This window comes from Bradyrhizobium lablabi, assembly GCF_018131005.1.
Classification (GTDB): domain Bacteria; phylum Pseudomonadota; class Alphaproteobacteria; order Rhizobiales; family Xanthobacteraceae; genus Bradyrhizobium; species Bradyrhizobium lablabi_D.
Map to the genome: position 1 here is coordinate 377,415 of NZ_JAFCJK010000001.1, position 25,378 is coordinate 402,792.

Here is a 25,378-nt window from a genome sequence, read left to right on the forward strand (position 1 = left end):
GAGGGAATGCTTAGCTGTCAAACACGATCACGCTGCGCACGGTCTTGCCGGCCTTCATGTTGGCAAAGCCTTCGTTGATCTCGGAAAGCTTCAGTTTGGCCGAGATCCAATCCTCCAAATGCAACTTGCCGCGCATGTAGAAATCAATGAGGCGCGGCATGTCGACGCGGAAGTGGTTGGAGCCCATCGATGAGCCCTGGATCTTGCGCTCGCGCAGGAAATCAAAACCATGCAGCTCGATCTTCTGGCCGAACGGGATCATGCCGACGATGGTCGCGGTGCCGCCGGGCGCCAGCATTCCGAACGCCTGTTCGGCGGTTTCCTTGCGACCAAGCACCTCGAACGAATGCTGCACGCCGCCGCCGGTGAGCTCACGCACCTGCTGCACGACGTCGCCGCGCGCGGGATCGATGATGTCGGTGGCCCCAAGCTTGGTAGCAAGCTGCAGCTTGGCCGGATTGGTATCGATCGCGATGATGCGGCCGGCGCCCGCGATCTGCGCGCCGTTGATCGCGGCCATGCCGACGCCGCCGCAGCCGATTACCGCCACCGTCTCGCCTGCGGTCACCTTGGCGGTGTTCACTACCGCGCCATAGCCGGTGATGACGCCGCAGCCGATCAGCGCCGCGAGATCGAGCGGCATCTCCTTCCGGATCTTCACGATGGCGTTCTCGTGCACCAGCATCTGCTCGGCGAAGGAGGAGAGATTGAGGAACTGGTTGAGCTTCTCCGGCCGGCTCCAGGACAATCGATTGGAGGCGCCCGGCAGCATCTTCACCGTGGTATCCGTGCACAGCACGGTGCGGCCGGTGGTGCAATTGTCGCAGGTGCCGCAGAATACCGACAGGCAGGTGACGACGTGATCGCCCGGCCTCACATAATTGACGTCGGAGCCGACCTTCTCGACCACGCCGGCCGATTCATGGCCGAGCACGGCCGGTAACGGATGCGGATAAAGCCCCTCCATAAAGTGCAGGTCGGAATGGCAAAGGCCTGCGACCGCTGTGCGGATCAGGACTTCGCGCGGCCCGGGATTGGGCACGCTGACATCCTCGATCACCAGCGGTTTGTTGACCTCATGCAGGACGGCAGCCTTCATGGGAATTTCCTCTCGCGTTTTTTTATTATGCACGTTCGTCACCTCTCCCGAAGGGAGAGATGACGGCCCAGACTGAAAGCTTACGCTGCCGCCAGCAATTCGCCAACCTCGGCCATGCCGACGGCGCGATCGCCGAGCAAATGCGTCGTTATCGTGCGCTGAGCGGTATTTTCCGTTAGCCGGAACGGATCGGCGAGCTGAACACGATGATCGATCACCATTCGCGACAACAACAGCCTGCGCGCATCTCCGCGTATCTCGTGGATGCGTCCGCCTTCCCATGCCAGCGCCACTGCGCTTGCGACATGATAGAGCAGGCTGGTTGCGCGCCGCGCGTCGGCCTCGTTGTCCGTGCCGCCCGCGACCTCGCGCGCGAAGACGATCGCGCGGTCGCTGAGGTCGCGCAGCCGGTTGCGCCACCCCTCCGGCACATTGGCGCTGTCGTCGAGACGCGCATGCAAATCGGCCGCGAGCGCGCTGTCCGCACCGTGACGGCCGACCGCCCGCTTGAGCGCGTCGATCGCGACGATGTTGCCGGTGCCTTCCCAGATCGACCCGAGATGAGCATCGCGCAAAAGGCGCGGCGTCACGAATTCCTCGATGTAGCCGATACCACCTCGCATCTCCATCGCATCGCCGCAGACCTTGCGGGCATCGCGGGTGGCGCGGAATTTCAGCGTCGGCGTCAGGATGCGGAGCAGCGCAGCGGCATCCTGGCTGCCGGCCTCTGCGCGATCGAGCGCGTCGGCAGTCAGAAAACTCATCGATAGCGCCTGCTCGGTCGGCAGCATGATCTTCATCAATTGCCGCCGCGCCAGCGGCAGATCAACGATGCGGCTTCCGAACACCACTCGCCCCTTTGCCACGGTCATTGCATCATGCCAGGCGCGGCGCATCAGCGCGGTTGACTTCACGCCGTTGGACAGCCGCGAGGAATTCACCATCTCCGCCATCTGCACGAAACCGCGATCGAGCTTGCCGACGGCATAGGCGATCGCGCCATCGAACTTGATCTCGCCTGAGGCCATCGAACGGGTGCCGAGCTTGTCCTTGAGACGAACGATCCGGTAGTCGTTCTGCGTGCCGTCATCGAGGAAGCGCGGCATCAGGAACAGGCCGACGCCACGGGTACCGGGCCCCGCTCCCTCGGGCCGCGCCAGCAGCATCACCACCTTGGCATCGGCGTTCGAGCAGAACCATTTCTCGCCGTAGAGCCGCCAGTGATCGCCCTCTTGCACGGCTGACGTCGTCAGCGTGCCGACGTCGGAGCCTCCCTCCTTCTCCGTCATGAACTGGCCGCCCTGTGTCAGCTTGCTCATGTCGGTCTGCGTCAGACTATCCAGATATTTCGCTTTCAGTGCCTCACTGCCGAAATTCGCGAGCAGCTTCGCGCAACCGTCGGTGACGTTGATGGGACAACCCATGCCGAATTCGGTCTGGTTGAACAGGAAGGTGAAAGCATGTTTTGCCACCACTGGATATTTGTCCGGCCAGCCCATGATGCCCTTGCGGATCGAAAGGGCGTGAATGCCGAACTCGCCGAATGCGGCCTTCTCGAGTTCGCGATAGGCTGGGTGATATTCGATATGCTGGACGTCGCGGCCGAACTTGTCGCGCTGGTGCAGCACCGGCGTGTGCCGGTCGGCGAGGCGCGCGCATTCGTCGAGATAGCCGCCAGCAAGCTCGCCGAGCCGATCGAGATGCGGCTCGATGTGGCGGAACAACGCGTCCGGCAGGTGCAGCTTCAGGAGATCCGCCAGCGCCGGATCTGCGCGATAAAAGTTCATTCCCGTGGTGTCGGGGGCGAGCAACCCGGGCTGGCCGGCCGCGGAGGCCTGACGATCATGCTTGCGTGGCTGCATTGAATTCTCTTGTTCGCTTTCTCATCTCTTCGTGTGACACTACGCCCCACCGGCGGAGCAAGGAAAGCCCAAAGGACAATCCATGGACATGCCAAAATACAAGATCGCCCTGATCGTCGGCGCCGGCGAGGGCCTCAGCGCGTCGCTCGCGCGGCTATTTTCACGGGAGGGAATTCGCGTGGCGCTGGCCGCCCGCAGCGTCGAGAAGCTGGGCGCGCTCTGCACCGAAACCGGTGCGCGCGCCTATGCCTGCGACACGACCAAGGCCGGCGACGTCGAGCGGCTGTTCGGCCTGGTGGAACGCGAAATCGGGACGCCTGACCTCGTGGTCTACAATGCCAGCGGCCGCTCCCGCGGGCCGTTTGTCGAGCTGGTGCCGGCGGAAGTCGAGCAGGCGATCGCGGTCAGTGCCTTCGGCGGCTTTCTGGTGGCGCAACAGGCGGCAAAGCGCATGCTGCCGAACAAAAGGGGCGCGATCCTGTTCACCGGCGCCTCCGCCAGCGTGAAGGGCTATGCGCAGTCGGCGCCGTTCGCGATGGGCAAGTTTGCGCTGCGCGGTCTGGCGCAAAGCATGGCGCGCGAATTGTCGCCGCAGGGAATCCATGTCGCGCATTTCGTGATCGACGGCGGCATCCGCAGCCAGACCCGCACCGAACCCGCCGACCGCCCGGACTCGATGCTCGATCCCGACGCCATTGCGCAGAGCTACTGGAACGTGCTGCAACAACCGCGCAGCGCCTGGAGCTGGGAGCTTGAATTGCGGCCATGGGTAGAGAAGTTTTGAGATGACCAACATCATGCAACTGGCGTAGGATGGGGTACTTCCGTCGGCCGCATTCGTCATTGCGAGCGGAGCGAAGCAATCGATGTCATCACAAGCGGCAGGATGGATTGCTTCGTCGCTATCGCTCCTCGCAATGACGATGAACAAAATGAGCCAACATGACCAGCGACACCATCATCGACACCGGCACCGAGGAGCTGCTCTGCGTGATCCGCGACCGGGTCGCCATCATCACGCTGAACCGTCCTGAAGCGCGCAACGCGCTGTCGGATCATTTGACCCCGGCACTGCGTACGATGATCCGGACCTGCGGCGAGAACACGGAGGTAGGCGCACTCCTCATCACGGGGGCCGGTCAGGCGTTCTGTGCCGGCGGCAACGTCAAGGGAATGGGCGCGCACCGCGACAAGAAAAAGCTCGAAATGTCCTATGAGGACAAGGTGGCCGATTTGCAGGAGCGCCAGCGTCTGCTCACCGGCGCGCTCGCCTCGGTGCGCAAGCCGACCATTGCCGCGCTGCCCGGCCCCGCGGTCGGCGCAGGCCTGGCGCTCGCGATGGCCTGTGATATCCGCATCGCCGCCCGGTCAGCCTTCGTCTCGACCGGCTACCTTCGCGTCGCACTGAGCGGCGACTATGGTATCGCCTGGCTGCTCACGCGTCTCGTCGGCACCGCCCGCGCTCGCGAGTTGATGTTCACTTCCGAGAAGGTCGACGCCGCGAGATGCGAGCAAATCGGCCTCGTCAATCGAGTCGTGCCGGACGAGGCGCTGCAGGACGAAGCCTTCGCGCTCGCCGAATCGTTGGCCGAGGGCCCGGCGCTGGCGCTGCGCTATATGAAGAACAACCTCGATGAGGCGCTTTTGCTCGACTTCGCGACTGCGCGAGATCATGAGGCCGAACGGCTGGTCCGACTGACCACGACGGCCGACCACAAGGAAGCGGTGCAAGCCTTCATCGAAAAGAGGAAGCCGGTGTTTCGGGGCAACGACAATTGACGATCGATTTCCGCCCGATCAGGGATACTGATCAATTCGATGAAGAAAAAAGCCCGGTTCTGGAGGGGCCAGAACCGGGCTGAGTGGTCAAACCGCAAGCGAGGACATCGCGGCCATGCGGGACGCGGCGGCAAGCCGCCAGCTGGCGCAGGGAATGTCTTGCGGTTCGACGTGGATCTCTTTCACGAAGCGCACCAGCTTCCAGTCGTCGAAATTGCTCGTGAAGGCGTAACCGGACTTGCGGGCAAGCCCGATCATCGATTCGTTAGAGCGCAGCGTGTCGCCGAAGATGCGTTCGGCTCCAAAGGACGCCGCCCGGCATTCGAGGTTCTTTAACAGCGCCTTGCCGATGCCGTAGCCCTGCCACCGGTCGTCGATCGACAGTCCAAACTCGACGCTCGACGTGTCGGCGTGGAAAGCATAGCGGGCTTCGCCGACAATGGTCTCGAACCCATCCAACGTCATGGTTGCGACCACCGTGAACCGGTCAGCCTCGCCGACGTGAATGAAGCGCTCAAGCTCCGCCTTCGGTAGCTCGCTCATGGCACCCAGAAAGCGGTTGTAGCGGGAGCGCGATGAAAGCGAACGGATGTAGTTCTGCAGCTCCTCGCGGTCGCGCGGCTCGACAAAGCGGACGTTCACCGTGCTGCCGTTCTTTGCGCGCAACACGTCGGAATATTGCTTGAGGTCATCGGGGCGTAGCGCAGTCATGACACGCTCTCCACGGCTTCCAAATGGGCCGGCGCCCCTCTCTGGAGGCAGCGCCGGCAACGGCGGCCCGTTCAGGCCCGCCAGAAGGGCTTTTCGATCTCGGCAGCAATGTCGCTCCGGGACAGCCCAACGTCGTGGAGATCGCGCTCGGTCCACTGCGCCAGCTCACGGCGGCGCTCGTAGCGGTCCCACCAGACGTGCAATGTATCGCTGAGCTGGTTCAAGGCGCCATGAGCATGATGATTTGTCATCGATTCATGTGTAAAAATGGACATTTTCGGCTCCTGTCGGTAACCTGATGGCCGTAATATCGGTGCTATCCGAGCCGTTCACAAACGACACTTTGTACCGTTTCGTATGAATTAAATTCATGCATCTGGGAGAGTGGCAGGGACATGACCAGCCGGCTGCCTTCGCTGAACGGGCTGCGGGCGTTCGAGGCCGCCGCGCGGCACATGAGCTTTACGCTCGCCGCGTCTGAATTGAACGTCACGCAGACCGCGATCAGCCATCAGATCAAGCGCCTGGAGGAGGAACTTGGTGTCCGCCTGTTCGTCCGCCAGAACCGCTCGTTGAGTCTGACACCGGAGGCCAGCGAATACCTCCCTGGGGTCCGCGCCGCCTTCAACGACCTGCGCCTTGCGACCGACCGCCTGCTGCGCAAGGACGACGACCACGTGCTCACCGTCTCGACGCTTGCCTCGCTGGCCGCCAAATGGCTGCTGCCACGACTCGCGGCATTCCAGGAGGCGCATCCTGGAATCGATGTCCGCATCACCACATCGGCCAACCTGGTTGATTTCCAGCGCGACAAGGTCGACGCCGCGATCCGCTACGGCCGCGGCCAGTGGCCCGGGCTGCGTGCCGATTGGCTGATGGCCGATGAGCTGTTTCCGGTTTGCAGCCCATCGCTGTTGCAGGGAGCCAAGCCGCTGAAATGCCCGGAAGACCTCAGGGATCACGTACTCCTGCACACCAGCAACACCAATAGCGACGACTGGCGCCTGTGGCTGACCGCGGCGGGCCTGCCAAACGACATTTCCAAGCAGCCCGGCGTCACTTTCGACCTGATCTTCGTGACGATCCAGGCCGCTATCGACGGGATCGGGGTCGCCATGGGCCGCACGTCCTACGTGAGGGACGACATCACCAAGGGCCGGCTCGTGGTTCCCTTCAAGATCACGCTGCCTGCAGATGCCGGCTTCTATCTCGTCTCTCCCCAGGGACAGCCGGATCCACCCAAACTGGCGGCCTTCCGGGAATGGCTCGGCGCGTCAGCCCACGGCACGTCCTGAGACCTCCGCCTACGGCTTTTTTCCAACGCTGCCGCGCGTTTTCGGGGTTGGTCACACCGAGCAGGCGTGCCAAATTGTCGCAGCAGGCAGGGTAACTGCCTCGGCTGGCAAGGTTTTCGCCAGCCCTTTTTGTCATGGGGAGGAAAGGGCGTTATGTCGCAGTCGCGTTCATCGCAAACACCGCAAATCAAGTCGCGCATCGGCGCGATCCTCCGCGCGACCAGCGGCAATTTCCTCGAGCAATTCGACTTCTTCCTGTTCGGCTTCTATGCGCAGGCGATCGCGAAGGCCTTCTTCCCCTCCGAGAACGAGACCGCGGCCCTGCTCAACGCCTTTGGCGTGTTCTGGCTCGGCGCCCTGATGCGCCCGGTCGGCGCGATCGTGCTCGGTGCCTATATCGACCGCATCGGCCGCCGCCAGGGCCTGATCGTGACGCTCTCGATCATGGCAGTCGGCACCGTCGTGATCGCGTTCTGCCCGACCTACGCGACCATCGGCGTTGCCGCCCCGATCATTGTCTTGATCGCCCGCCTGCTGCAGGGATTTTCCGCCGGCGTCGAGCTCGGAGGCGTTTCGGTTTATCTCGCGGAGATTGCCACGCCCGGCAATCGCGGCTTCTACACCTCGTTCCAGTCGGCCAGCCAGCAAGTCGCGATCTTCGTCGCCTCGATCCTCGGCTACATCCTGAGCCAAAGCATGCCCGCCGCAACGGTTGCAGCCTGGGGCTGGCGCATTCCGTTCTTCGTCGGATGCCTCATCATTCCCGTGATCTTCTTCCTGCGGCGAACCCTGGAAGAGACCCCGGCGTTCCTCGCCATGAAGCGGCATCCGTCCGCGAGCGAAGTCTTTGCTTCCGCGATGGCGAACTGGCGCATCGTCATTCTGGGCATGATGATCGCGGTGCTGACCACCACGACGTTCTATTTCGTCACCGTCTACACGCCAACCTTCGGCAAGACCGTGTTGAAACTGTCGACACAGGACGCGCTGCTGGTCACGTTGCTCGTCGCCGTGACCAACTTCATCTGGAATCCGGTCGGCGGCGCGGTCTCCGATCGGCTCGGCCGCAAGCCGGTGTTGCTGGCAATCGCCGGCCTGTCCTTCGTGACGGCCTATCCGGCGTTGCATTGGCTCGTAAGCGCTCCGTCCTTCGGCAAGCTCTTGACGGTCGAAATGATGTTTTCGTTCTATTTCGGTGTCTACAGCGGCGCCATGCTCGGCTGCCTTGTCGAGATCGTGCCGGCGCATGTCCGCACCACGTGCTTCTCGTTGGCTTTTGCTCTGGCGGCCGGGCTGTTTGGCACCTTCACGCCATTCGTTTCGACCTGGCTGATCGACAGGACCGGCGACAAGGCTTCGCCCTGCTACTGGCTGATGTTCGGCGCGGCCCTCGGCATTATCGCCACGCTGACCGTCTATCGGGGTGGCCAGACCATCGAGCAGCGCGAGACGGTTGCGGCCTGATCTTCCCTGCCATGGTTGTGCGGGCCGTTCGCCCGCCCAACCATTTGCTTTCCGTGCAAACGACGATAACAAGAGCGCATGGTCGATTTGACGCGCAGATTTGACGTGCTTGTGATCGGCGGCGGCAACGCCGCGCTTTGTGCGGCGATCAGCGCGAGGCGCGCCGGGGCAGCCGTACTGGTGCTGGAGGGCGCACCAAAGTTCTATCGCGGCGGCAACACCCGCCATACCCGCAACATGCGCTGCGCCCATGACGCGGCGACCGAGATCCTCACCGGACCCTACACCGAGGAGGAATTCTGGCAGGACCTGCTGCTGGTGACAGGCGGCCAGACCGATGAGGAACTGGCCAGGTTCATGATCCATGAGTCGAAGGACATCCTGAACTGGATTGTCGAACAGGGCGTGCGCTGGCAGCCCTCGCTCGGCGGCACGCTGAGCCTCGGCCGCACCAATTCGTTCTTCCTCGGCGGCGGGCGGGCGATGCTGAACGCGCTTTATCGCACAGCGGAGCAGCTCGGCGTCGACATCCTCTATGATGCCGAGGTCATTGATCTCAAGATCGACGATGGCATGTTCCTCTCCGCTGCGTTGAAGCAGCCGGTCGGTGGCCGGACCGAGGTGCGCGCCTCCACGCTGGTTGCGGCCGCCGGCGGCTTCGAGGCCAACATCGAATGGCTGAAGGAGCATTGGGGCGAAGCCGCCGACAATTTCCTGATCCGCGGCACGCCCTATAACCGCGGTTCGATCCTGAAGATGCTGCTCGCCAAGGGCGTGCAGGAGATCGGCGATCCAACCCAGTGCCACGCCGTGGCGATCGACGCGCGGGCGCCGAAATTCGACGGCGGCATCATCACGCGGCACGACTCCGTCGTGTTCGGCGTTGTCGTCAACAAGCTCGCCCAGCGCTTCTATGACGAGGGCGAGGACATCTGGCCGAAGCGCTACGCGATCTGGGGCCGCCTGGTCGCGGCGCAGCCCGACCAGATCGCCTACATCATCTTCGACTCGACCGTGGTGACGAGCTTCATGCCGACGTTGTTTCCGCCGATCGCGGGCAGCACGATCGGCGAGCTTGCCGGCAAGCTCGAGCTCGACCCGGTGGCGCTCGAGACGACCATCGCCGACTTCAACGCAGCGGTGCGGCCCGGCACGTTCGACCACACCATCCTTGACGACTGCCGCACCGAAGGCCTGACGCCGCCGAAGACGCATTGGGCGCGCAGGATCGAGACGCCGCCCTATCTCGCCTATCCGGTGCGGCCCGGCATCACCTTTACCTATCTCGGCACGCGCGTGAACAGGCAGGCGCGTATGTTGATGAAGGACGGCAAGCCTTCCGCCAACATGTTCGCCGCCGGCGAGATCATGGCCGGCAACGTGCTCGGCAAGGGCTACGCCGCCGGCATCGGCATGACCATCGGCAGTGTGTTCGGCCGCGTCGCCGGCCAGGAAGCTGCGAAGAATGCGCGGAACTAGCACCGCGCGCCGGGGGACGCCTGGCCTGATCCAGTCACGGCTGGAAGGTAAGCGCCGCCCAAATAGTGGAAATTGATCGCAATGCACGGAACGAGGATCTTGCAGGAAGCCGACCGTCTGATGACGGTGTGCAACTCCTGCCGCTATTGCGAGGGGCTGTGCGCGGTGTTTCCCGCGATGGAGATGCGCCGCGCCTTCTCCGACGGTGACCTCAACTATCTCGCCAATCTCTGCCACGCTTGCGGCGCCTGCTACACCGATTGCCAGTTCTCGCCGCCGCACGAGTTCAATGTCGATGTGCCGAAGACGCTCGCGACCGCGCGCGCCGAATCCTATGCCACCTATGCCTGGCCACATGCCTTTGCCGGCGCGTTTGCGCGCAACGGCCTTGTCATCAGTCTCGTCGCTGCGCTCAGCGTCGCGGCCTTCATCTTCGGCTTTGCCGCGATCAACGACCGTGACGTGCTCTACGGCATCCACACCGGACCCGGCGCGTTCTACAGGCTGATGCCGCACAACGCGATGGCGCTCCTGTTCGGCGCCGCCTTCCTCTACGCCATCGTTGCGCTGGTGATGAGCGTACGCGCGTTCTGGCGCGACATCGGCGAGCCCGTCGGCATGACGACCGACGCGAAGGCGCTTTTCCAGGCGATACGCGACGCTGGCGAGTTGCGCTATCTCGACGGCGGCGGCGTCGGTTGCTTCAACGAAGACGACCAGCCGACCGACCGACGCAAGCTGTATCATCATTTAACTTTTTACGGGTTTGTTCTTTGCTTCGCCGCAACCTGTGTCGGGACGCTCTATCATTATCTGTTCGCGCGCGAGGCGCCCTATGCGTGGTGGGACCTGCCCGTGGTGCTCGGCACGCTCGGCGGCATCGGGTTGCTGATCGGTCCCATCGGGCTACTCATCGAGAAATGGAAGCGCGATCCGGTGCTGGTCGACGAGCAACGGATGGGAATGGATACCGCGTTCATCGTGATGCTCTTTCTGACCAGCATTACGGGCCTCGCACTGTTGCTGTGGCGCGAGACGGCCTCGATGGGCCCGCTGCTCGCGCTGCATCTCGGCGTGGTGTTTGCGCTGTTCATCACCATGCCCTACGGCAAGTTCGTGCACGGCATCTATCGGTTCGTCGCGCTGGTCCGCTATGCGCGGGAACGGCAGATGATGGGAGAGTGAATTTAGAATGTAGGGTGGAGTAGCGAAGCGTAACCCACCTCTTTTTGCGGCTGTGCGCGATGGTGGGTTACGCCTTCGGCTAACCCACCCTACACTCTCCTCGCCATTGCGCCGGTGGAATTCTACAAGTCCACCACCACGTAGTCGCTTTCCACCGCAACCTTGATGGTCTCGGCGACATATGGCCCCTTCACCAAATTCGTCCCCGGCTCGACATTGACCGGATAGGCGCGCGCGCGGAAGCGCTTGGGGTCGCAATAGGACTGGCCGGTGCGGATGTCGAACTCCCAGCCGTGCCAAGGGCAGCGAATGATCTCGCCGAGCTTTGTGTATTCGATCTCGCCGGGATCGGAGGACGAGGCGAGCCCGATCAGCGGCCCCTCGCACAGCGCTGCGCCCTGATGGGGGCAGCGGTTCAACAGGCCGAAGAACTCGCCCTTGACGTTGAAGACCGCGATCGGCCGGCCGTCGATCTCGAGGAATTTTCGCGAGCCCGGCGGCAACTCGTCCACCGGGGCGATCACGTGACGCGCCATCTATGAAATACCGTACAGCTTCCGCGCATTGTCGAGATAGAATGCCTGCTTGTTGGCGTCGCTGACGCCTGCCGGCAGCACGCGCGACGGCTCGTCATAGTCCCAGTGCGGATAGTCGGTCGCGAACAGCAGCTTGTCCCAGCCGATCCATTCGATGGTCTGGAACAGATGGTCGCGGCTTTCAGGATCCTCCATCGGCTGCGTGGTCCACCAGATGTGATCGCGGATATACTCCGACGGCTTGCGCTTGAGATGCGGTACTTCGGCGTGCAGGCGCGCGAATACCTTGTCGAGCCGCCAGGCAAGCGACGGCGCCCAGCCGAAGCCGGCCTCGACCATTACCATCTTCAGTTTCGGAAAGCGCTCGAACACGCCTTCGAGCACAAGGCTCGCCAGCGCGGTCTGCTGGCACTGCGAGTGGCCGACCATTTCCTCGATGTAGTAGCTCGGCCAACCTGATGCGGTGATCGGGTTGCCGCCGAAACCGAAGGCGTGGACCCCGACCGGAAGTCCGACTTCCTGCGCCGCTTCATAGATCGGCCAGTAGCGGCGCTGACCGAGCGGCTCGACGTTGCGGCTCAAGAGCAGCACCTGGACGAAATTCGCATCACCCGCGCGCTTGCGGATTTCGGCAGCCGCCGACACGCCGTCCTCGTTGGCAACGACGACCGAGCCCTTGAGACGCTGATCCTTGCTGGTCCATTTCTCGATCTGCCAGTCGTTGATTGCCGAGCAGATCGCAGCCGCCAAATCCTGGTTGCGAATGCCTTGCCCGGTATTGAGCGGATTGAGCACTCCGAGCGCGATATTGTTCGGATCGAGATGCTGCTTCTGCATGAAGGACAGCGAGGAGCCCTGCGGGCCGCCTTCCGGCGGATAGGCATCGCGCCGCGAGGCGTTCGGCTGCGCCTTCGGATAGGGCGGCCCCTCCATCATGCCCTGATAGGCATGGACGCCGAAGGTCTCAAGATGATCGTGCCAGCGCCTTGCCAGATACGGATACAGTTCGTCCTTGGCGGCGCGAGCGGGGTGGATGTCACAGTCGGCGATCGCGGTCTTGATGCTTGTTGACGCAGAAGCTCCCGGACGTTCCCGAAGCTGGATGTTCATGGCGTCGTCTCCTCTTTTGGCCTGGGCATGATCTGGTCTGAAAACCGGACGCCACTTTCCGAAATCATGCTCTCACCTTCAGGCGCGTGTAGATTGCATGGGGGTTGTCGATCATGATCCTGCGGACAAGATCCTTCGGCAGCCCCTTGGGCAGCGCCTCGTCGCCGTCGAATTGCCAGTGTGGATAGTCGGTCGAGAATAGAATCAATTCGTCCGACTGCATATGCTCGAAGAGGCGATTCAGCGTGTCTCCTTCCGGCGGCGCGTCGACCGGCTGCAGCGAAAAGCGGATGTTGCTGCGCACAATCTCCAGCGGGGCGCGGTCGACCCACGGTGTCTCCATGCGCACGCCGCGCCAGAATTTATGCAACCGCCACAGGAACGGCGGAAGCCAGGTGAACCCTGATTCCAGCATCACCATCTTGAGGTTCGGATGGCGCGCGAACACACCCTCAACGATCAGGCTGGTGAGTTGCGTCTGGAACGCCTGGGCCTGCGCGACGTAATCCTCTATGTGGTAGGAGCCCCAGCCGACCGAGGTCGGCGGGTTATGATAGGCGCTGCCGGCGTGGATACCGATCGGCAAACCCAGCCGTTCCGCCGCAGCATAGATCGGCCAGTAATGGCGCTTGCCCAGGGGCATGTCACCCATGACCAGCATCAGCACCTGCACAAAGCGTGGGTCCTTGGCGCAGCGCTCGATCTCGGCGACCGCCTTCTCAACGCTCTGCACGGGAATGACGATCGAGCCGCGCAGCCGATCGTCCTTGTCGAGCCACTCCTTGACCAGCCAATCGTTCAAAGCCCGACAGAACACGTTCGCCATGTCTTCGGAAAATACCATCTGCACGCCATAGAGCGGATTGCAGATGCCATAGACCGTGCCGAATCTGTCGAGCGCCTGACGCTGCATGTCAGCGAGGCTTGAGCCCGGTTTGCCCTGCGTCGGCCGCCAGTCCGGCCGTGCTGAGATCGGCGAGTTGATAGGATAGGATTGCGAGATCAGATCCGTCATGCCGCGCGTGGTCACCTGGTCGCGCCAGTAGTCGTTCATGTACGGCAGCAGGCTGGTCAGATGCGGTACGGCTGGATGCAGATCGCAATCCACTCCACCAGCGATCGGCGACGTCATGGCGTTTCCTCTGCTGTCACGCGATCCTGTAAGCCGCGCGGCTTGGTTCTTGCCGGACATTCAAACAGGCCCGCTGCCCGCCGGCAACTTGCGCAAAATGCGTGGCCATGTGCTAGGGAAACATGGGCCGAAGCGGCTGAGCAGAAGCCACGACTGGAACGGACCCTGCGCCGGAGTTTGGCGATGAACGAGCTTTTTGAACTGGCCGAACAGGTTGCGGCGAAGCTGATCGCGAACAAGCAGACGATTTCGGTCGCGGAGTCCTCGACCGGCGGCTTGATTTCGGCCTCGTTGCTCGCGGTGCCCGGGGCGTCGGCCTATTTCCTCGGCGGCGGCGTGATCTACACCCGCGACGCGCGGCGCGTGCTGATGGATATTTCCAACGACGCGATGCGGGGCATCCGCTCGGCGTCCGAGCCCTATGCGCAACTGCTCGCGCAACAGATCAGGCAGCGCCTCGCGACCGACTGGGGACTGTCAGAAACCGGCGCCACCGGTCCGACCGGCAACCGCTACGGCGATGCCGCCGGACATAGCTGCATGGCGATAGCCGGGCCGCGGCAGCAGGTGATCACAATTGAGACCGGGAGCAACAACCGGCAAGCGAACATGCGGGCGTTCGCGCGGGCGGCGCTTGAGTTACTGCTCCAGAATTTGTCGCGGTAATTGCGTCAGCTCGGCCTCATGGTTCGAGACGCGCGGCAAGCCACGCTCCTCACCATGAGGGGCAGCACCCGGAGGCGCGCAGAACGCGCGAAAGTCACGCGAAAAAATCTCACTTCTCGCGGAACGACCGCATGAACTGGTCGCTCAAGGGCTTCATCAGATAAGACAGCATGGTGCGGTCGCCGGTCTGGACGAAAGCTTCCACCGGCATGCCAGGGATGATCTTGACGTCGCTGCCGAGACGCGCGACCTCTTGGGGCGGCATCGAGACACGGATGGTATAGAAGCTCTGCCCGGTGCGCTGGTCGGCGGTGACGTCGGCGGAAACGCGGGTGACGACACCGTTCAGCTCGGGCGTGGTGCGCTGGTTGAAAGCCGACAGTCGCAGCAGCGTCTTCTGGCCGACCTGTAGCTTGTCGATGTCCTGCGGATTGACCTTGGCCTCGACCGACAGATCGTCGGCTTTCGGCACGATCATCATGATCGCATCGCCGGCGGTGATGACGCCGCCGACGGTGTGCACCGTCGATTGCAGCACCACGCCATCCTGCGGCGCGCGGATATCGATGCGGCGGAGCTGGTCTTCCGCGGTGACCTTACGCTCGACGAATTCGCCGATCTTGTCGTTGGTCTCGCGCAGGTCCTTCGAGACCTCCGCAAGCATGTCCTTGTCGACCTGGATGATCTGCAGCTCGGTCTCGGTGATCTTGCCCTTGGCCTGCGCACGCGAGGCGATGTACTGCGCACGCTCGCCCGCGAGGCGCGCGGCATCGCGCTCAAGCGTGGTCAGGCGGGTGAGCTGCACCAGATGCTGGTCAAAGAGCTGGCGGACGCCGACCAGCTCCTTCTGCACCAGATCGATTTCCCTGTCCTTTGCCTTCTCCTGCGCCTCGAGGCCCGCGATCTCCTCGTTGAGCTGGGTGATACGCTCGCGCAACTGCGCCTTCTGGCCGATGCGGCCATTGACGCGGACCTCGAACAGTTTGGTCTCGCTCGCCATCACGTCGCGGACGTCGGGATCGCCGGCTTGATCGGTCAGCTGTCGCGGAAAAGCGATCTTGTCGCGCCCCTGCTGCTCGGCCTCGAGCCGGGCCGCCCGTGCGTAAAGGCCGTTCAGCGTCTTGACGACGATCGCAAGGCTTGCCTTCACGACTGTCTCGTCGAGCCGCACGACAACGTCGCCCGACTTGACCACGTCGCCGTCGCGCACCCGCACCTCGCCAACCACGCCGCCGGTCGGATGCTGCACCTTCTTGACGTTGGAATCGACTACCACCGAGCCCGGCGCGATCAGCGCGCCCGAGATCGGCATCGTCGAAGCCCAGCCGCCAACGCCGCCGGCCAGAACCAGGACCACGACCAGGCCGACAATCAAGTGCTTCCTGATCGAGCGTTGCGCGTTTCGCGGTTGCTGTGTCATGGCTTCGCCGCTCCTGCATCGGAGACGATCTTGATCGGTGGCGGCGGCGCCACGCGCTGCAGCACCTGCCCGAGCACCGTCTCCTTCGGACCGAAGGTCTGCATTCGGCCGTCCTTCAGCACGAGGAGCTGATCGACGCCCTCGATGCCGATCGGCCGGTGCGCGACCACGACTACGACCGCGCCGCGTTCGCGGGCTGCACGCACGGCGCGGGTCAGCGCCTCGTCGCCCTCGCTGTCGAGATTTGAATTCGGCTCGTCCAGCACGATCAGAAACGGATTGCCGTATAGCGCGCGCGCCAGCGCCACCCGCTGCGCCTGGCCGGCGGAGAGCGCGGTGCCCTGCTCGCCAACCTGGGTGTCGTAGCCCTCACGCATCTTGATGATCATCTCGTGCACGCCGGCTTCCTTGGCCGCCGCGATGATCGCATCGGATTTGGCCTCCGGATCGAAGCGGCAGATGTTCTGCGCAACGCTGCCGCCGAACAGTTCGACATCCTGCGGCAGGTAGCCGATATAGCGGCCGAGCACATCCGACGACCATTGGTCGAGCGCGGCGCCGTCGAGCCGCACCTTACCGCGGACCGGGGTCCAAACTCCGACCAGCGCACGGATCAGCGAGGATTTGCCGGAGCCGCTCGGACCGATCACGCCGACACCGCTGCCGGCCTCGACTGCAAAGGTGACGTCCTGCACGATCACGCGCTGGTCACCCGGCGCGACCATGGTCACGCCTTCGACCAACAGTCTCTTCGACGGTGCCTGCAGCAGGGTCTGCGCGGCACGTGGCGGGATCTGCTGCAACAGGCGGTTCAGGCGCTGCCAGCTCTGGCGCGCGGCGACGAAGCCTTTCCAGTGCGCGATCGCAAGGTCGACCGGGGCCAGCGCCCGGGCGCTCAGGATCGACCCCGCGATGATGATACCGCCAGTCGCCTCCTGTTGAATGACGAGATAGGCGCCGACCCCGAGAACAGCGGACTGCAGCATCATGCGCAGCACCTTGGCCACCGCGCCGAGGCCGCCGGTGACGTCGCTGGCGCGCTGATTGCCCGCCAGATAATCCTCATTGGCTTCGTTCCAGCGGTTGTTCATCCGTCCGGCCATGCCCATCGCGACGAGCACCTCGGCATTGCGCCGGCTGGAAGCGGCGAGATCGTTGCGCCGTGCCGCAAGCGTCATTGCCTCCTTCGCAGGCGAGCGCGACATGTATTCGGTGATCAGCGTCAGCGTCACCAGGATAACAGCGCCGATGAGAGCGGTGACACCGAGCAGCCAGTGGAACGCAAAGCAGATCGCCATGTAGAACGGCAGCCAGGGCAGATCAAAGAACGCACCGGGCCCCATGCTGCCCAGGAACGAGCGCACGTTGTCGAGATCACGCAATGGCTGCAGGCCCTCGCTGCGATTGCCCACCATGAGGGGCAAACGCACGACAGTGTCGAACACCCGGGCATTGAGGGCTTCATCGAGCGCGGTTCCGACGCGGCCGAGAATCCGCCCGCGCAGGAGATCGAGCATACCCTGTGCAATGTAAAGACCACCGGCGATGATGATGAGGCCGACCAGGGTCGGAACGCTGCGGCTCGGCAGCACCCGGTCGTAGACCTCCAGCATGAACACCGAACCTGTCAGATACAGGAGGTTGATCATGCAACTCATGAGACCGACGCCGATAAAGGCGCCGCGGCATGCGCGCAGCGCGTCACTCAGTTCGGAACGCCGGACAGCGGGAGCGGCTGTCATAAATCGGGTCTCTGCAAAAGAGTTACATGATGGACCGTTGTACTGCCGTTTGTGACCACCGTCCATTTATGTCGCGTTAACCCGGGCTGGGTTCGCGCCTGTATTTCTCGTGAGGACACAGAGACTTGAAGGAATCATCATGGCCGGTACGGTGCGGAGCCAGGCCGCGACCGGTTCCGCTGAAAGGATCGCCAGCATGACGAGCAGCGCGGCTCCAGCCATGCGAATTGCGCAACACACCGCGGACGAGGCTCAAGCGGCGCCGGCCGATAGCTCCGTCTTCGTGCGAACGCCGACGCAGGCGCCCGTAGTAACATGATCGACAAAGGTGTGTACCGGCTTTCACTCGCGTCAGGCGCCTAGCGCTTGCCCGGAGATCATGCTCATCAAAGAGATGAGCTCGTGCCGCGATTCGACAGAATCGCATCTAGGTCGCAACCACCGTCGGCGCCGCCAGGATGCAGCGCGCAACACGGCCGGGCGCTACCTGAACATTGGGTGGCAGACGCTCGCTACAGCGCGGCTGGGCCAGACCGCAGCGCGGCGCGAAGGAGCAGCTGGTCGGCGCGTGATCGAGCGTGGGCGGTGTGCCCGGGATGGTCTCCAGCCGCTCCCCGCGCCTCGCGCCATGGATTGTCGATGCCAGCAGCCCCCTAGCATAGGGGTGGACAGGCGAACGCACGATGTCGCGCAAGGTGCCCTGCTCCACGATCTGGCCGGCGTACATCACCGCGACGCGGTCGCAGATTTCGATGGCGACGCCGATGTCGTGGGTCACGAATATGACCGACATGCCGAACTCGCGCTGCAGCTCGCGCAGCAGGAGCAGGATCTGGATCTGCACCGTGGCATCGAGCGCCGTGGTCGGCTCGTCCGCAAGCAGGATTTTCGGCTTGCAGGCCAGCGCCAGCGCGATCATCGCGCGCTGCCGCATGCCCCCCGACATTTCGTGCGGATAGGAATCGAGCCGGCGTTTGGCGGATGGAATCCGCACCACATTCAGCATCTCAAGCGCGCGCGCCGTCGCCTCGCGCTCGCTCTTGCCTTCGTGGCGCATCACGGTTTCGGCGATCTGCCGACCGATGGTGTAGACCGGATCGAGCGCCAGCGCCGGCTCCTGAAAGATCATCGAGACGGTCTGGCCGCGAAACGCCGACAGCGCCTCGTCGTCCATCGCCAGCACGTCCTGACCCAGCACTGTGACGCTCCCGGAGATCTGCGTCCGCCTCTTCGGCAACAGCCGCATCAGCGCACGCAGCGTCACGCTTTTCCCCGAGCCTGACTCGCCGAGCAACCCCAGCACCTCGCCTTCGCCAAGCGACAGGCTGAGGTCGTTCACGGCATGAACCGTGCGATCGCCGGTGAAGCGGATGTTGAGGTTGTCGATCTCGACGAGGTTGGTCATGAAGGCTTTGGCACCTGTGCGTGGAAGTCCGTGGCGCGTTGGAAGGCGGCACCGATCCGGATCAGGGTCGCTTCCTCGAAGGAGCGGCCGATCAGTTGCATGCCGACCGGCAAGCTGGACTTGGTGAAACCGCTCGGAATCGACAGCGACGGCAGGCCGAGATAATTGACCGGCCGGGTAAAGCGCGTCAGTCGCTGGATCACTGCTTCCGCATTCGGGCTGTTGCCGACGTCGCTTTCGGCAATCGTCGGCGCCGGAACCGGCGCCGACGGTGCGATGACCGCGTCAACGCCGCTGACGGCAGCATTGTGCGCGGCGAGCGCCGGGCCGCGCCAGCGCATCGCTTCGAGATAGGACACGGCGGGTATCGTCAGCCCGTTCTGCAGGCGCATCAGTACCTGCGCGCCGTAATCCTGCGGACGCTCGATCAGCCAGCGCTTGTGGAAGGCGGCCGCTTCGGCCGCGAGCACCAGCTGCGAAGCCGCGCTGAGCTGGCGTTGGTCCGGCAGTTCGACGTTGACGATCTCCGCGCCCTCCTCCTTCAAGGTCGCAACCGTCTCGTCGAGGACGCGCGCCACCTCGGGATCGAGATCGTCGACATAAAAGGCGTTGGGCACGCCGATCTTGATGCCTTTCAGCGAACCCTTGGCCGCGGCCACGTAATCCGGTACCGGCAGCGTCGAGGTGGTCAGGTCCTCGGGATCGGCGCCGGCCATCAGACCGAGCAGCAGAGCGCAATCCTCGACCGTCTGCGCCAGCGGACCAACCGTGTCGAGCGATTGCGACAGCGGCATCGCTCCGGCGCGGCTCACGCGCCCGATCGTGGTCTTCAACCCGGTGACGCCGCAGAAATGTGCGGGCATCCGGATCGACCCGCCGGTATCGGAGCCCAGCGCCGCAAAAGTCAGCCGCGCGGCAACCGCCGAGCCCGAGCCCGACGACGAACCGCCGGTGATGTGATCGAGGTTCCAGGGATTGTGCACCGCGCCATAATGCACGTTGTGACCGGTCGGGCCGTAGGCGAACTCGACCATCTGCAATGAGCCGAGCCGGATCGAGCCCGCATCTTTCAGCCGCAGCAACGCGGTCGAGGTCGTCTTCGGCACGAAGTCGCGGCGGATCAGCGAGCCGCAGGTCGCGACCTTGCCGGCCTCGTAATACATATCCTTGTGAGCCATCGGCACGCCATGCAGCACGCCACGGCTGTTGCCCTTGGCGAGCGCCGCATCGGCTTCGTCGGCCGCTGCCAATGCCGGTTCGGACTCGATCGCCATATAGGCGTTGAGCCGCGGCTGCCATTGCGCGATCCGCTGTAGCACGGCATGCGTCACCTCGCGCGAGGACAGTTTCTTGCCGGCGATCGCCGCGGCAACCGCGGTCAGCGACATCAAGGCTGGTTCGGTGCTCATTTCGACACCGTCGCAACCTGCGCGAGCAGGAAGCTCGCGGGCTCGAGGTCAAATGGCAGCGTGCCGGCGATCGGCGCAAAGCCGTCGAACGCCGGGCCGATGGAATTGGCGATGCGGTTGGCGACCTCGTCATCGACGGGCAGGCCGGCGACGTACACCACCACCTTGACTTCCTTGGGACTGGGTCTGGTCATGCGGCGTTTTCTCCTCTTGCTCTTGCCGGCGCGCGGCTGTGCCCCGAGCCCGGGATGGCCATGTAGCACGCCGCCTGATGGCCCATTGTATCGAGATCGCTGAGACTTGGTGTGTCCTTTGCGCAGAGCGGTTCCGCAAACGGACAGCGCGTGTGAAACCTGCAACCTGGAGGCGGATCGATCGGATTCGGCGGATCGCCCGAAATCGACGGCACCTCGGTGCGATTATCCGGATCGGACGACGGCATCGCCGCCAGAAGAGCGCGGGTATAGGGATGCGCGGGCGACTCCCATACCTGCTCGACCGGGCCAAGCTCGACGACCTCGCCGAGATACATCACGAGCACGCGATCGGAGATGTAGCGGACGACATTGAGATCGTGGCTGATGAAGAGATAGGTCAACCCGAACTCGCGCTTGAGGTCGGCAAGCAGGTTGAGCACCTGCGCCTCCACCGATTTGTCGAGCGCGGACACCGCCTCGTCGAGGATCACGAGCCGCGGCGACAGGGCCAGCGCACGGGCAATGTTGACGCGCTGTCGCTGGCCGCCGGAAATCTCGTGCGGATAGCGGTTGGCGAAGGTTTCCGGACGCAATCCCACCTTGCCGAGCAGTTCCCGCGCGAGCGCGCGCGCCGCGCGATCGGCCATGCCGTGCACCTTTGGGCCGAAGGCGATCGACTCCTCGACCGTCAGGCGCGGGTTGAGCGAGGCATAGCTGTCCTGGAACACCATCTGCATGCCGCGGCGCAACTCGCGCAAGCTGAGCGACCGGCCGACCTGCATGCCGTCATAGACGATCTCGCCGGCATCGCGCGCCATCAAATGCATCAGAAGCCGCGCGGTGGTCGACTTGCCGCAGCCGGACTCGCCGACAATGCCGACGGTCTCGCCCTTCATCACCGAGAAGGAGACGTTGTCCACCGCGCGCACCGTCTTGCGGGCGCTGAACAACTCGCCGCGGACCGGAAAATGCTTGGTCAAACCCTTGACCTGCAGCAGCGGCTGCGCCTCGCCGCCGACATCGGCAATCGGCTCCAGCATATCGGTAGATATGGCGACGTCGGTCATCACTCAGTTCCTGATGTCCATGGCACTGCGCATGCCATCGCTCAAGAGATTGAAGCAGATCGAGACCGCGAAAATCATCGCACCGGGCAGCGCCGCGACCCAGGGATTGACGTAGATCGCCGTGCGCAGCGTGTTCAGCATCAATCCCCACTCCGGCTCCGGCGGCTTGGTACCAAGGCCGAGGAAGGAGAGTCCCGCTGCCAGGATCATCGAGACCGAGATCAGGCCTGTGGCGTAGACAAAGATCGGGCCCAGCACATTGCCAAGCATGTGCACGCGCATGATGGTGAAGGGACCCGCGCCGGAGGCTCGCGCCGCCTCGACGAAATCCATGTTGCGGACGCCGGTGGTGACGCTTTCGGCGACCCGGGTGATCTGCGGCACGAAGACGATGGTCAGCGACACGATGGAATTGACAATGCCTGCCCCGAGCGCGCCGGAGATCGCAATCGCCAGCAGCACCGAAGGAAAGGCATAGAACACGTCCACCGTGCGCATGATCGCCGTGTTCAGCTTGCCGCCGACATAGCCGGCGACGAGGCCGAGCGAGGTGCCGATCACAAAGGCTAAGATGACAGGCAGGATGCCGACAATCAGGGACAGACGCCCGCCATAGATCAAGCGCGCCAGCATGTCGCGGCCAAGTTCGTCGGTGCCGAGCGGATAGTTCGGCGTGCCGATGTGGCGGAGACGGCGGATCATCGAGCCCTGGTAGGGATCGGCGAGGTGGAGCCATGGCGCCAGCAGCGCTGCCGCGAAGATCAGCGCCAAGATAAAGGCGCAGGCCATACTGACCTTGTCCCTGGCGATGCGCCGACCAACGGTGGCCCAATAACCGCGAGCCTTGGCAGTTGGCGGGGCCTGCAAGGCCGCATCTGACAACACGCTCATGGCCTAGCTCCGCTTGATGCGAGGATCGATCGCAGCCTGCGCAATATCGACCAGCAGGTTGAGCAGGACGAAGAACAGCGCCAGCACCAGGATCGTGCCCTGCAGCAGCGGCAGGTCGCGCTGGAAGATTGCGGAGTTGAGCAGCAGGCCCGAACCCGGCCAAGAGAACACGGTCTCGATCAGGATCGAGCCGCCGAGCATATAACCAAGTTGCAGCCCCATGACCGCGAGCGCGGTCGGCGCGGCGTTCTTGACGACGTGACGGAACACCTCGGTCTCGCGCAGGCCCTTTGCGCGCAAGGCCTCGACGAAATCCTGGCTCAGGATATCGCCGGTCAGCGCACGTACGGTGCGGGTGACAATGCCCATCGGAATTACCGAGGTCGTGATCGCCGGCAGGATCAGGTAGCGCAGATGCTCCCAGTCCCATGCCCAGGCGCCGGAGCCGCCGGGGCCGGCGCCGACCGCGGGCAGCCAGTTGAGCTGCACCGAGAAGATGATGACCATCACCATGCCGAGCCAGTAATGCGGCAGCGAAACGCCGGCGATGGCAAAGGATGTGGAGACCTTGTCGATCCAGGTGTCGCGAAAATAGCCGGCGATCAGACCGAACAACAGGCCGAGCGTGAAGCCGATCATCGCTGCGGCGATCGCCAGCATCACGGTGTTGCCGACCGCGCGCATCACCTCTGACAGCACGGGACGACCGGTCGCGATCGAATTGCCGAGATCGCCGTGGACCGCGCGCCACAACCACAGCCCGAACTGCACCGGCAGCGGGCGATCGAAGCCATAGGCGCTGCGCAATTGCGCGGCGAGCTCCTGCGAGGCATCTGCCGGCAGCACGGCGACCAGAGGATCGCCGGGCGTGATATGCACGAGCAGGAAGCACACCAGTGCCACGCTGATCACGATTGGAATGACGTAGACGATACGTCGGGCGATATAGGCGAACACGACTTAACCTTGCGTCAGGGAAACAAATCACCACCCGTTATGGCCGGGGCAACCCGGCCATCCACGTCTTGGCCACAGAGACGACAGAGCGTGGATGTCCGGCTCGAGCCCGGTCATGACGAAGGATAGCGTGAGGCCAGCCTCACGGCACGATCGTGACCGGCGAGAAGTCGACGAACCAACTCTTCGGCTGCACGAAACCCTTGATCTTCGAGCTCATCGCGCGCGGCGCGACGTCGTGGGCGACATAGAGGAAAGCAGCGTCGTCGACCGAGGCCGCATGCAGCTCGGCGAGCGCGGCATCGCGCGCGGCGGGATCGAAAGTCTGGCGCGCCTTGGTAACGAGCTCGTCGAACTTCGGGTTGTTGATATAGCCCCAGTTGTTCGACACCGGTGGCGCCATACCCGACTGCAGGAAGCGTACCAACGCAAAAAACGGGTCCATCGCCGCATAGGTGACGTTGGTCGCATTCGAGCCATTGGCCGACGGATCCTTGACGCCGCGCCGCCAGTTGGTGAACAGCGTGTTCCACTCGATGACGTCCAACTGCACATCGAAATAGCACTCGGCCAGCGCCTGCTGCAGATACTCGTTCATCGGCAGCGGCAGCATCTGACCGGAGCCGGAGGCGGAGGTCTGGATCTTGACCGTCAACTTCTTGTTCGGCCCGAAGCCCGCCTCCTGCATCAACTTCTGCGCGGCTGGCTTGTCATACTTGATCTGGAATGTGGGGTTGCCGCGCCAAGGATGGCCGGGCTCGAAAGTGCCGGTCGCCGGCACCATAAGCCCCGCGAGCAGCCCGTCGCGCAGGCCTTCGCGATCGACGCAGAGGTTGGCGGCCTTACGAACGCGGATGTCGTTCCAGGGCGAGCCTTCGACGCGGGAGAACTGCCATGGCCAGACATGCGGCTCTTCGTTGGAGTAGAGCGCGAAGCCGCGCTGCTTGATCTCGGGCAGCGCATCCGGCGCCGGTGCCTCGACCCAGTTGACTTGACCCGAGAGCAGCGCCGCGGTGCGGGCGTTGGCTTCCGGCATCGGCAAGAGCACCATCTTGTCGACTTTCGGCACGCGCGCCTTGTCCCAGTAATTGTCGTTCTTGACGAGTTCGAGCCGCTCGCGCGGCGTGAAGCTCGACATCTTCCACGGACCGGTCCCCGAAGCGTCCTTGGCGAACGCCGCCCAGGCGGCTTGCGACCTCGCCTTGGCGTCGGCGCCTTCAGCCGTGTCATAGAACTTCTGCCACTTCGCCGGGCTCGCCATGAACAGATTGGTCAGGTTGATCGGAAGAAAACTGTCCGGCTCCTTCGTCGTCAGCTCGACCGTCAAGTCGTCGATCTTGCGCGCCGATACCAGCGTCGGCATGCGCGAGGCCGTGACGCCCACCTGGCTCGGGTCGAATTGCGGCGCGTCCTGCTTTAGCACTTTATCGACATTCCAGACCACGGCGTCGGCATTGAACGGCGAGCCGTCATGGAAGGTGACGCCCGGGCGCAGCTTGAACACCCACTTCTTCTTGTCCGACTCCTCCACCTTCCATTCGGTGGCAAGGCCCGCAATCAAGGTGCTCGCCTTGTCGGATGACGACAGGTCCCACATCGTCAGCCCGTCATACATGGTGAGACCGGTGAAACGGTTGCCTTCAAACCCCTGGTCGGGCTGGCCGAGCGTGCGCGGAATATCTGCAGCCGTCATGCCTATCCGCAGTACGGTTTCGGCGTCGGCCGGGACCATGCCCGCGCCAAGTGCGAAGGCCAGCGCCATCGCCGCCGCTGTTGTCTTTGGCTTTTCGTTACGCATCGCAGCAACCCCCTCAAGCAACTTCAGGTGACTAATTGTTGGGCAATGGTATGCAATGCCTGTGCCAAGGGGAATAGTTCTTCGCCAAATAAGCGTTGGGCGCGTCAATTCTTCCCAGCCCGCTCCTGGAAGAGGCCGAGATGCCTATTCTGGCATCAAGCTTGCAGGATTTGA

Annotated in this window: 23 protein-coding genes; 7 read left to right on the plus strand and 16 right to left on the minus strand. The window is 63.6% G+C overall.

The annotated features are described in order from the left end of the window. Nucleotides 1-10: 10 nt before the first annotated feature. Together JQ553_RS01815 and JQ553_RS01820 are read right to left on the minus strand one after the other, a co-directional pair. The gene (locus tag JQ553_RS01815) at nucleotides 11-1,099 is read right to left on the minus strand and encodes a Zn-dependent alcohol dehydrogenase (protein WP_212498169.1); all 1,089 of its coding nucleotides are present in this window, start codon (nucleotides 1,097-1,099) and stop codon (nucleotides 11-13) included. 80 nt (nucleotides 1,100-1,179) lie between these two features. After that, nucleotides 1,180-2,961, minus strand: coding sequence for an acyl-CoA dehydrogenase family protein (locus JQ553_RS01820; RefSeq protein WP_212498170.1), 1,782 nt, complete (start codon nucleotides 2,959-2,961; stop codon nucleotides 1,180-1,182). An 82-nt stretch (nucleotides 2,962-3,043) separates the two neighbouring features. Between JQ553_RS01820 and JQ553_RS01825 the strand changes: the two genes are divergently transcribed. Beyond that, the gene (locus JQ553_RS01825) at nucleotides 3,044-3,745 is read left to right on the plus strand and encodes an SDR family NAD(P)-dependent oxidoreductase (protein WP_212498171.1); all 702 of its coding nucleotides are present in this window, start codon (nucleotides 3,044-3,046) and stop codon (nucleotides 3,743-3,745) included. Between the two features lie 158 nt (nucleotides 3,746-3,903). After that, the gene (locus JQ553_RS01830; protein WP_212498172.1) at nucleotides 3,904-4,740 is read left to right on the plus strand and encodes an enoyl-CoA hydratase; all 837 of its coding nucleotides are present in this window, start codon (nucleotides 3,904-3,906) and stop codon (nucleotides 4,738-4,740) included. A gap of 87 nt (nucleotides 4,741-4,827) precedes the next feature. On the opposite strand, the gene JQ553_RS01835 is transcribed toward JQ553_RS01830, so the two are convergent. Both JQ553_RS01835 and JQ553_RS01840 read right to left on the minus strand, forming a co-directional pair. After that, on the minus strand, nucleotides 4,828-5,451 hold the full coding sequence (locus JQ553_RS01835) for a GNAT family N-acetyltransferase (protein ID WP_212498173.1): 624 nt from the start codon (nucleotides 5,449-5,451) through the stop codon (nucleotides 4,828-4,830). A 71-nt stretch (nucleotides 5,452-5,522) separates the two neighbouring features. Next, entirely contained in the window at nucleotides 5,523-5,726 is a 204-nt protein-coding gene (locus JQ553_RS01840; protein ID WP_212498174.1) for a DUF1127 domain-containing protein, read from the minus strand. A gap of 120 nt (nucleotides 5,727-5,846) precedes the next feature. On the opposite strand from JQ553_RS01840, the gene JQ553_RS01845 reads away from it, so the two are divergent. From JQ553_RS01845 to tcuB, 4 genes are all read left to right on the plus strand, one after another. Then, nucleotides 5,847-6,746, plus strand: coding sequence for a transcriptional regulator GcvA (locus tag JQ553_RS01845; protein WP_212498175.1), 900 nt, complete (start codon nucleotides 5,847-5,849; stop codon nucleotides 6,744-6,746). A gap of 153 nt (nucleotides 6,747-6,899) precedes the next feature. Further along, a complete protein-coding gene (locus tag JQ553_RS01850) occupies nucleotides 6,900-8,210 on the plus strand; it encodes an MFS transporter (protein WP_212498176.1) in 1,311 nt (436 codons plus the stop codon). Nucleotides 8,211-8,288: 78 nt separating this feature from the next. After that, a complete protein-coding gene (gene tcuA, locus JQ553_RS01855) occupies nucleotides 8,289-9,689 on the plus strand; it encodes an FAD-dependent tricarballylate dehydrogenase TcuA (protein ID WP_212498177.1) in 1,401 nt (466 codons plus the stop codon). Between the two features lie 81 nt (nucleotides 9,690-9,770). After that, complete coding sequence (tcuB, locus tag JQ553_RS01860) at nucleotides 9,771-10,874, plus strand: tricarballylate utilization 4Fe-4S protein TcuB (RefSeq protein ID WP_212498178.1); 1,104 nt, start codon at nucleotides 9,771-9,773, stop codon at nucleotides 10,872-10,874. Nucleotides 10,875-10,996: 122 nt separating this feature from the next. On the opposite strand, the gene JQ553_RS01865 is transcribed toward tcuB, so the two are convergent. The 3 genes from JQ553_RS01865 to JQ553_RS01875 form a co-directional block, all read right to left on the minus strand. Then, a complete protein-coding gene (locus JQ553_RS01865) occupies nucleotides 10,997-11,410 on the minus strand; it encodes a Rieske (2Fe-2S) protein (RefSeq protein WP_212498179.1) in 414 nt (137 codons plus the stop codon). After that, a complete protein-coding gene (locus JQ553_RS01870) occupies nucleotides 11,411-12,520 on the minus strand; it encodes an amidohydrolase family protein (protein ID WP_212498180.1) in 1,110 nt (369 codons plus the stop codon). Between the two features lie 64 nt (nucleotides 12,521-12,584). Next, nucleotides 12,585-13,652 carry an amidohydrolase family protein gene (locus JQ553_RS01875; RefSeq protein WP_212498181.1) on the minus strand — a complete coding sequence of 356 codons (1,068 nt, stop codon included), beginning with the start codon at nucleotides 13,650-13,652 and terminating at the stop codon, nucleotides 12,585-12,587. Nucleotides 13,653-13,835: 183 nt separating this feature from the next. Here JQ553_RS01875 and JQ553_RS01880 point away from each other — a divergent pair, with 183 nt between their 5' ends. Further along, nucleotides 13,836-14,318: a CinA family protein gene (locus JQ553_RS01880; protein ID WP_212498182.1), complete on the plus strand. Its 483-nt coding sequence runs from the start codon at nucleotides 13,836-13,838 to the stop codon at nucleotides 14,316-14,318. Nucleotides 14,319-14,427: 109 nt separating this feature from the next. Here JQ553_RS01880 and JQ553_RS01885 read toward each other — a convergent pair whose 3' ends face one another. The 9 genes from JQ553_RS01885 to JQ553_RS01925 form a co-directional block, all read right to left on the minus strand. Next, nucleotides 14,428-15,738: an HlyD family type I secretion periplasmic adaptor subunit gene (locus JQ553_RS01885; protein WP_212498183.1), complete on the minus strand. Its 1,311-nt coding sequence runs from the start codon at nucleotides 15,736-15,738 to the stop codon at nucleotides 14,428-14,430. Then, the gene (locus tag JQ553_RS01890; protein WP_212498184.1) at nucleotides 15,735-17,480 is read right to left on the minus strand and encodes a type I secretion system permease/ATPase; all 1,746 of its coding nucleotides are present in this window, start codon (nucleotides 17,478-17,480) and stop codon (nucleotides 15,735-15,737) included. The genes JQ553_RS01885 and JQ553_RS01890 overlap by 4 nt, the downstream gene beginning before the upstream one ends. A gap of 427 nt (nucleotides 17,481-17,907) precedes the next feature. After that, complete coding sequence (locus tag JQ553_RS01895; protein ID WP_212498185.1) at nucleotides 17,908-18,885, minus strand: ABC transporter ATP-binding protein; 978 nt, start codon at nucleotides 18,883-18,885, stop codon at nucleotides 17,908-17,910. Then, on the minus strand, nucleotides 18,882-20,294 hold the full coding sequence (locus tag JQ553_RS01900; RefSeq protein WP_212498186.1) for an amidase: 1,413 nt from the start codon (nucleotides 20,292-20,294) through the stop codon (nucleotides 18,882-18,884). Before JQ553_RS01900 ends, JQ553_RS01895 begins: the two co-directional genes overlap by 4 nt. Then, nucleotides 20,291-20,488: a hypothetical protein gene (locus JQ553_RS01905; RefSeq protein ID WP_212498187.1), complete on the minus strand. Its 198-nt coding sequence runs from the start codon at nucleotides 20,486-20,488 to the stop codon at nucleotides 20,291-20,293. The genes JQ553_RS01900 and JQ553_RS01905 overlap by 4 nt, the downstream gene beginning before the upstream one ends. After that, complete coding sequence (locus tag JQ553_RS01910) at nucleotides 20,485-21,558, minus strand: ABC transporter ATP-binding protein (RefSeq protein ID WP_212498188.1); 1,074 nt, start codon at nucleotides 21,556-21,558, stop codon at nucleotides 20,485-20,487. Before JQ553_RS01910 ends, JQ553_RS01905 begins: the two co-directional genes overlap by 4 nt. 3 nt (nucleotides 21,559-21,561) lie before the next feature. Then, nucleotides 21,562-22,449: an ABC transporter permease gene (locus JQ553_RS01915; RefSeq protein ID WP_212498189.1), complete on the minus strand. Its 888-nt coding sequence runs from the start codon at nucleotides 22,447-22,449 to the stop codon at nucleotides 21,562-21,564. Nucleotides 22,450-22,452: 3 nt separating this feature from the next. Further along, entirely contained in the window at nucleotides 22,453-23,406 is a 954-nt protein-coding gene (locus JQ553_RS01920; protein WP_212498190.1) for an ABC transporter permease, read from the minus strand. Between the two features lie 142 nt (nucleotides 23,407-23,548). After that, a complete protein-coding gene (locus tag JQ553_RS01925) occupies nucleotides 23,549-25,204 on the minus strand; it encodes an ABC transporter substrate-binding protein (RefSeq protein ID WP_212498191.1) in 1,656 nt (551 codons plus the stop codon). Nucleotides 25,205-25,378 lie beyond the last annotated feature (174 nt).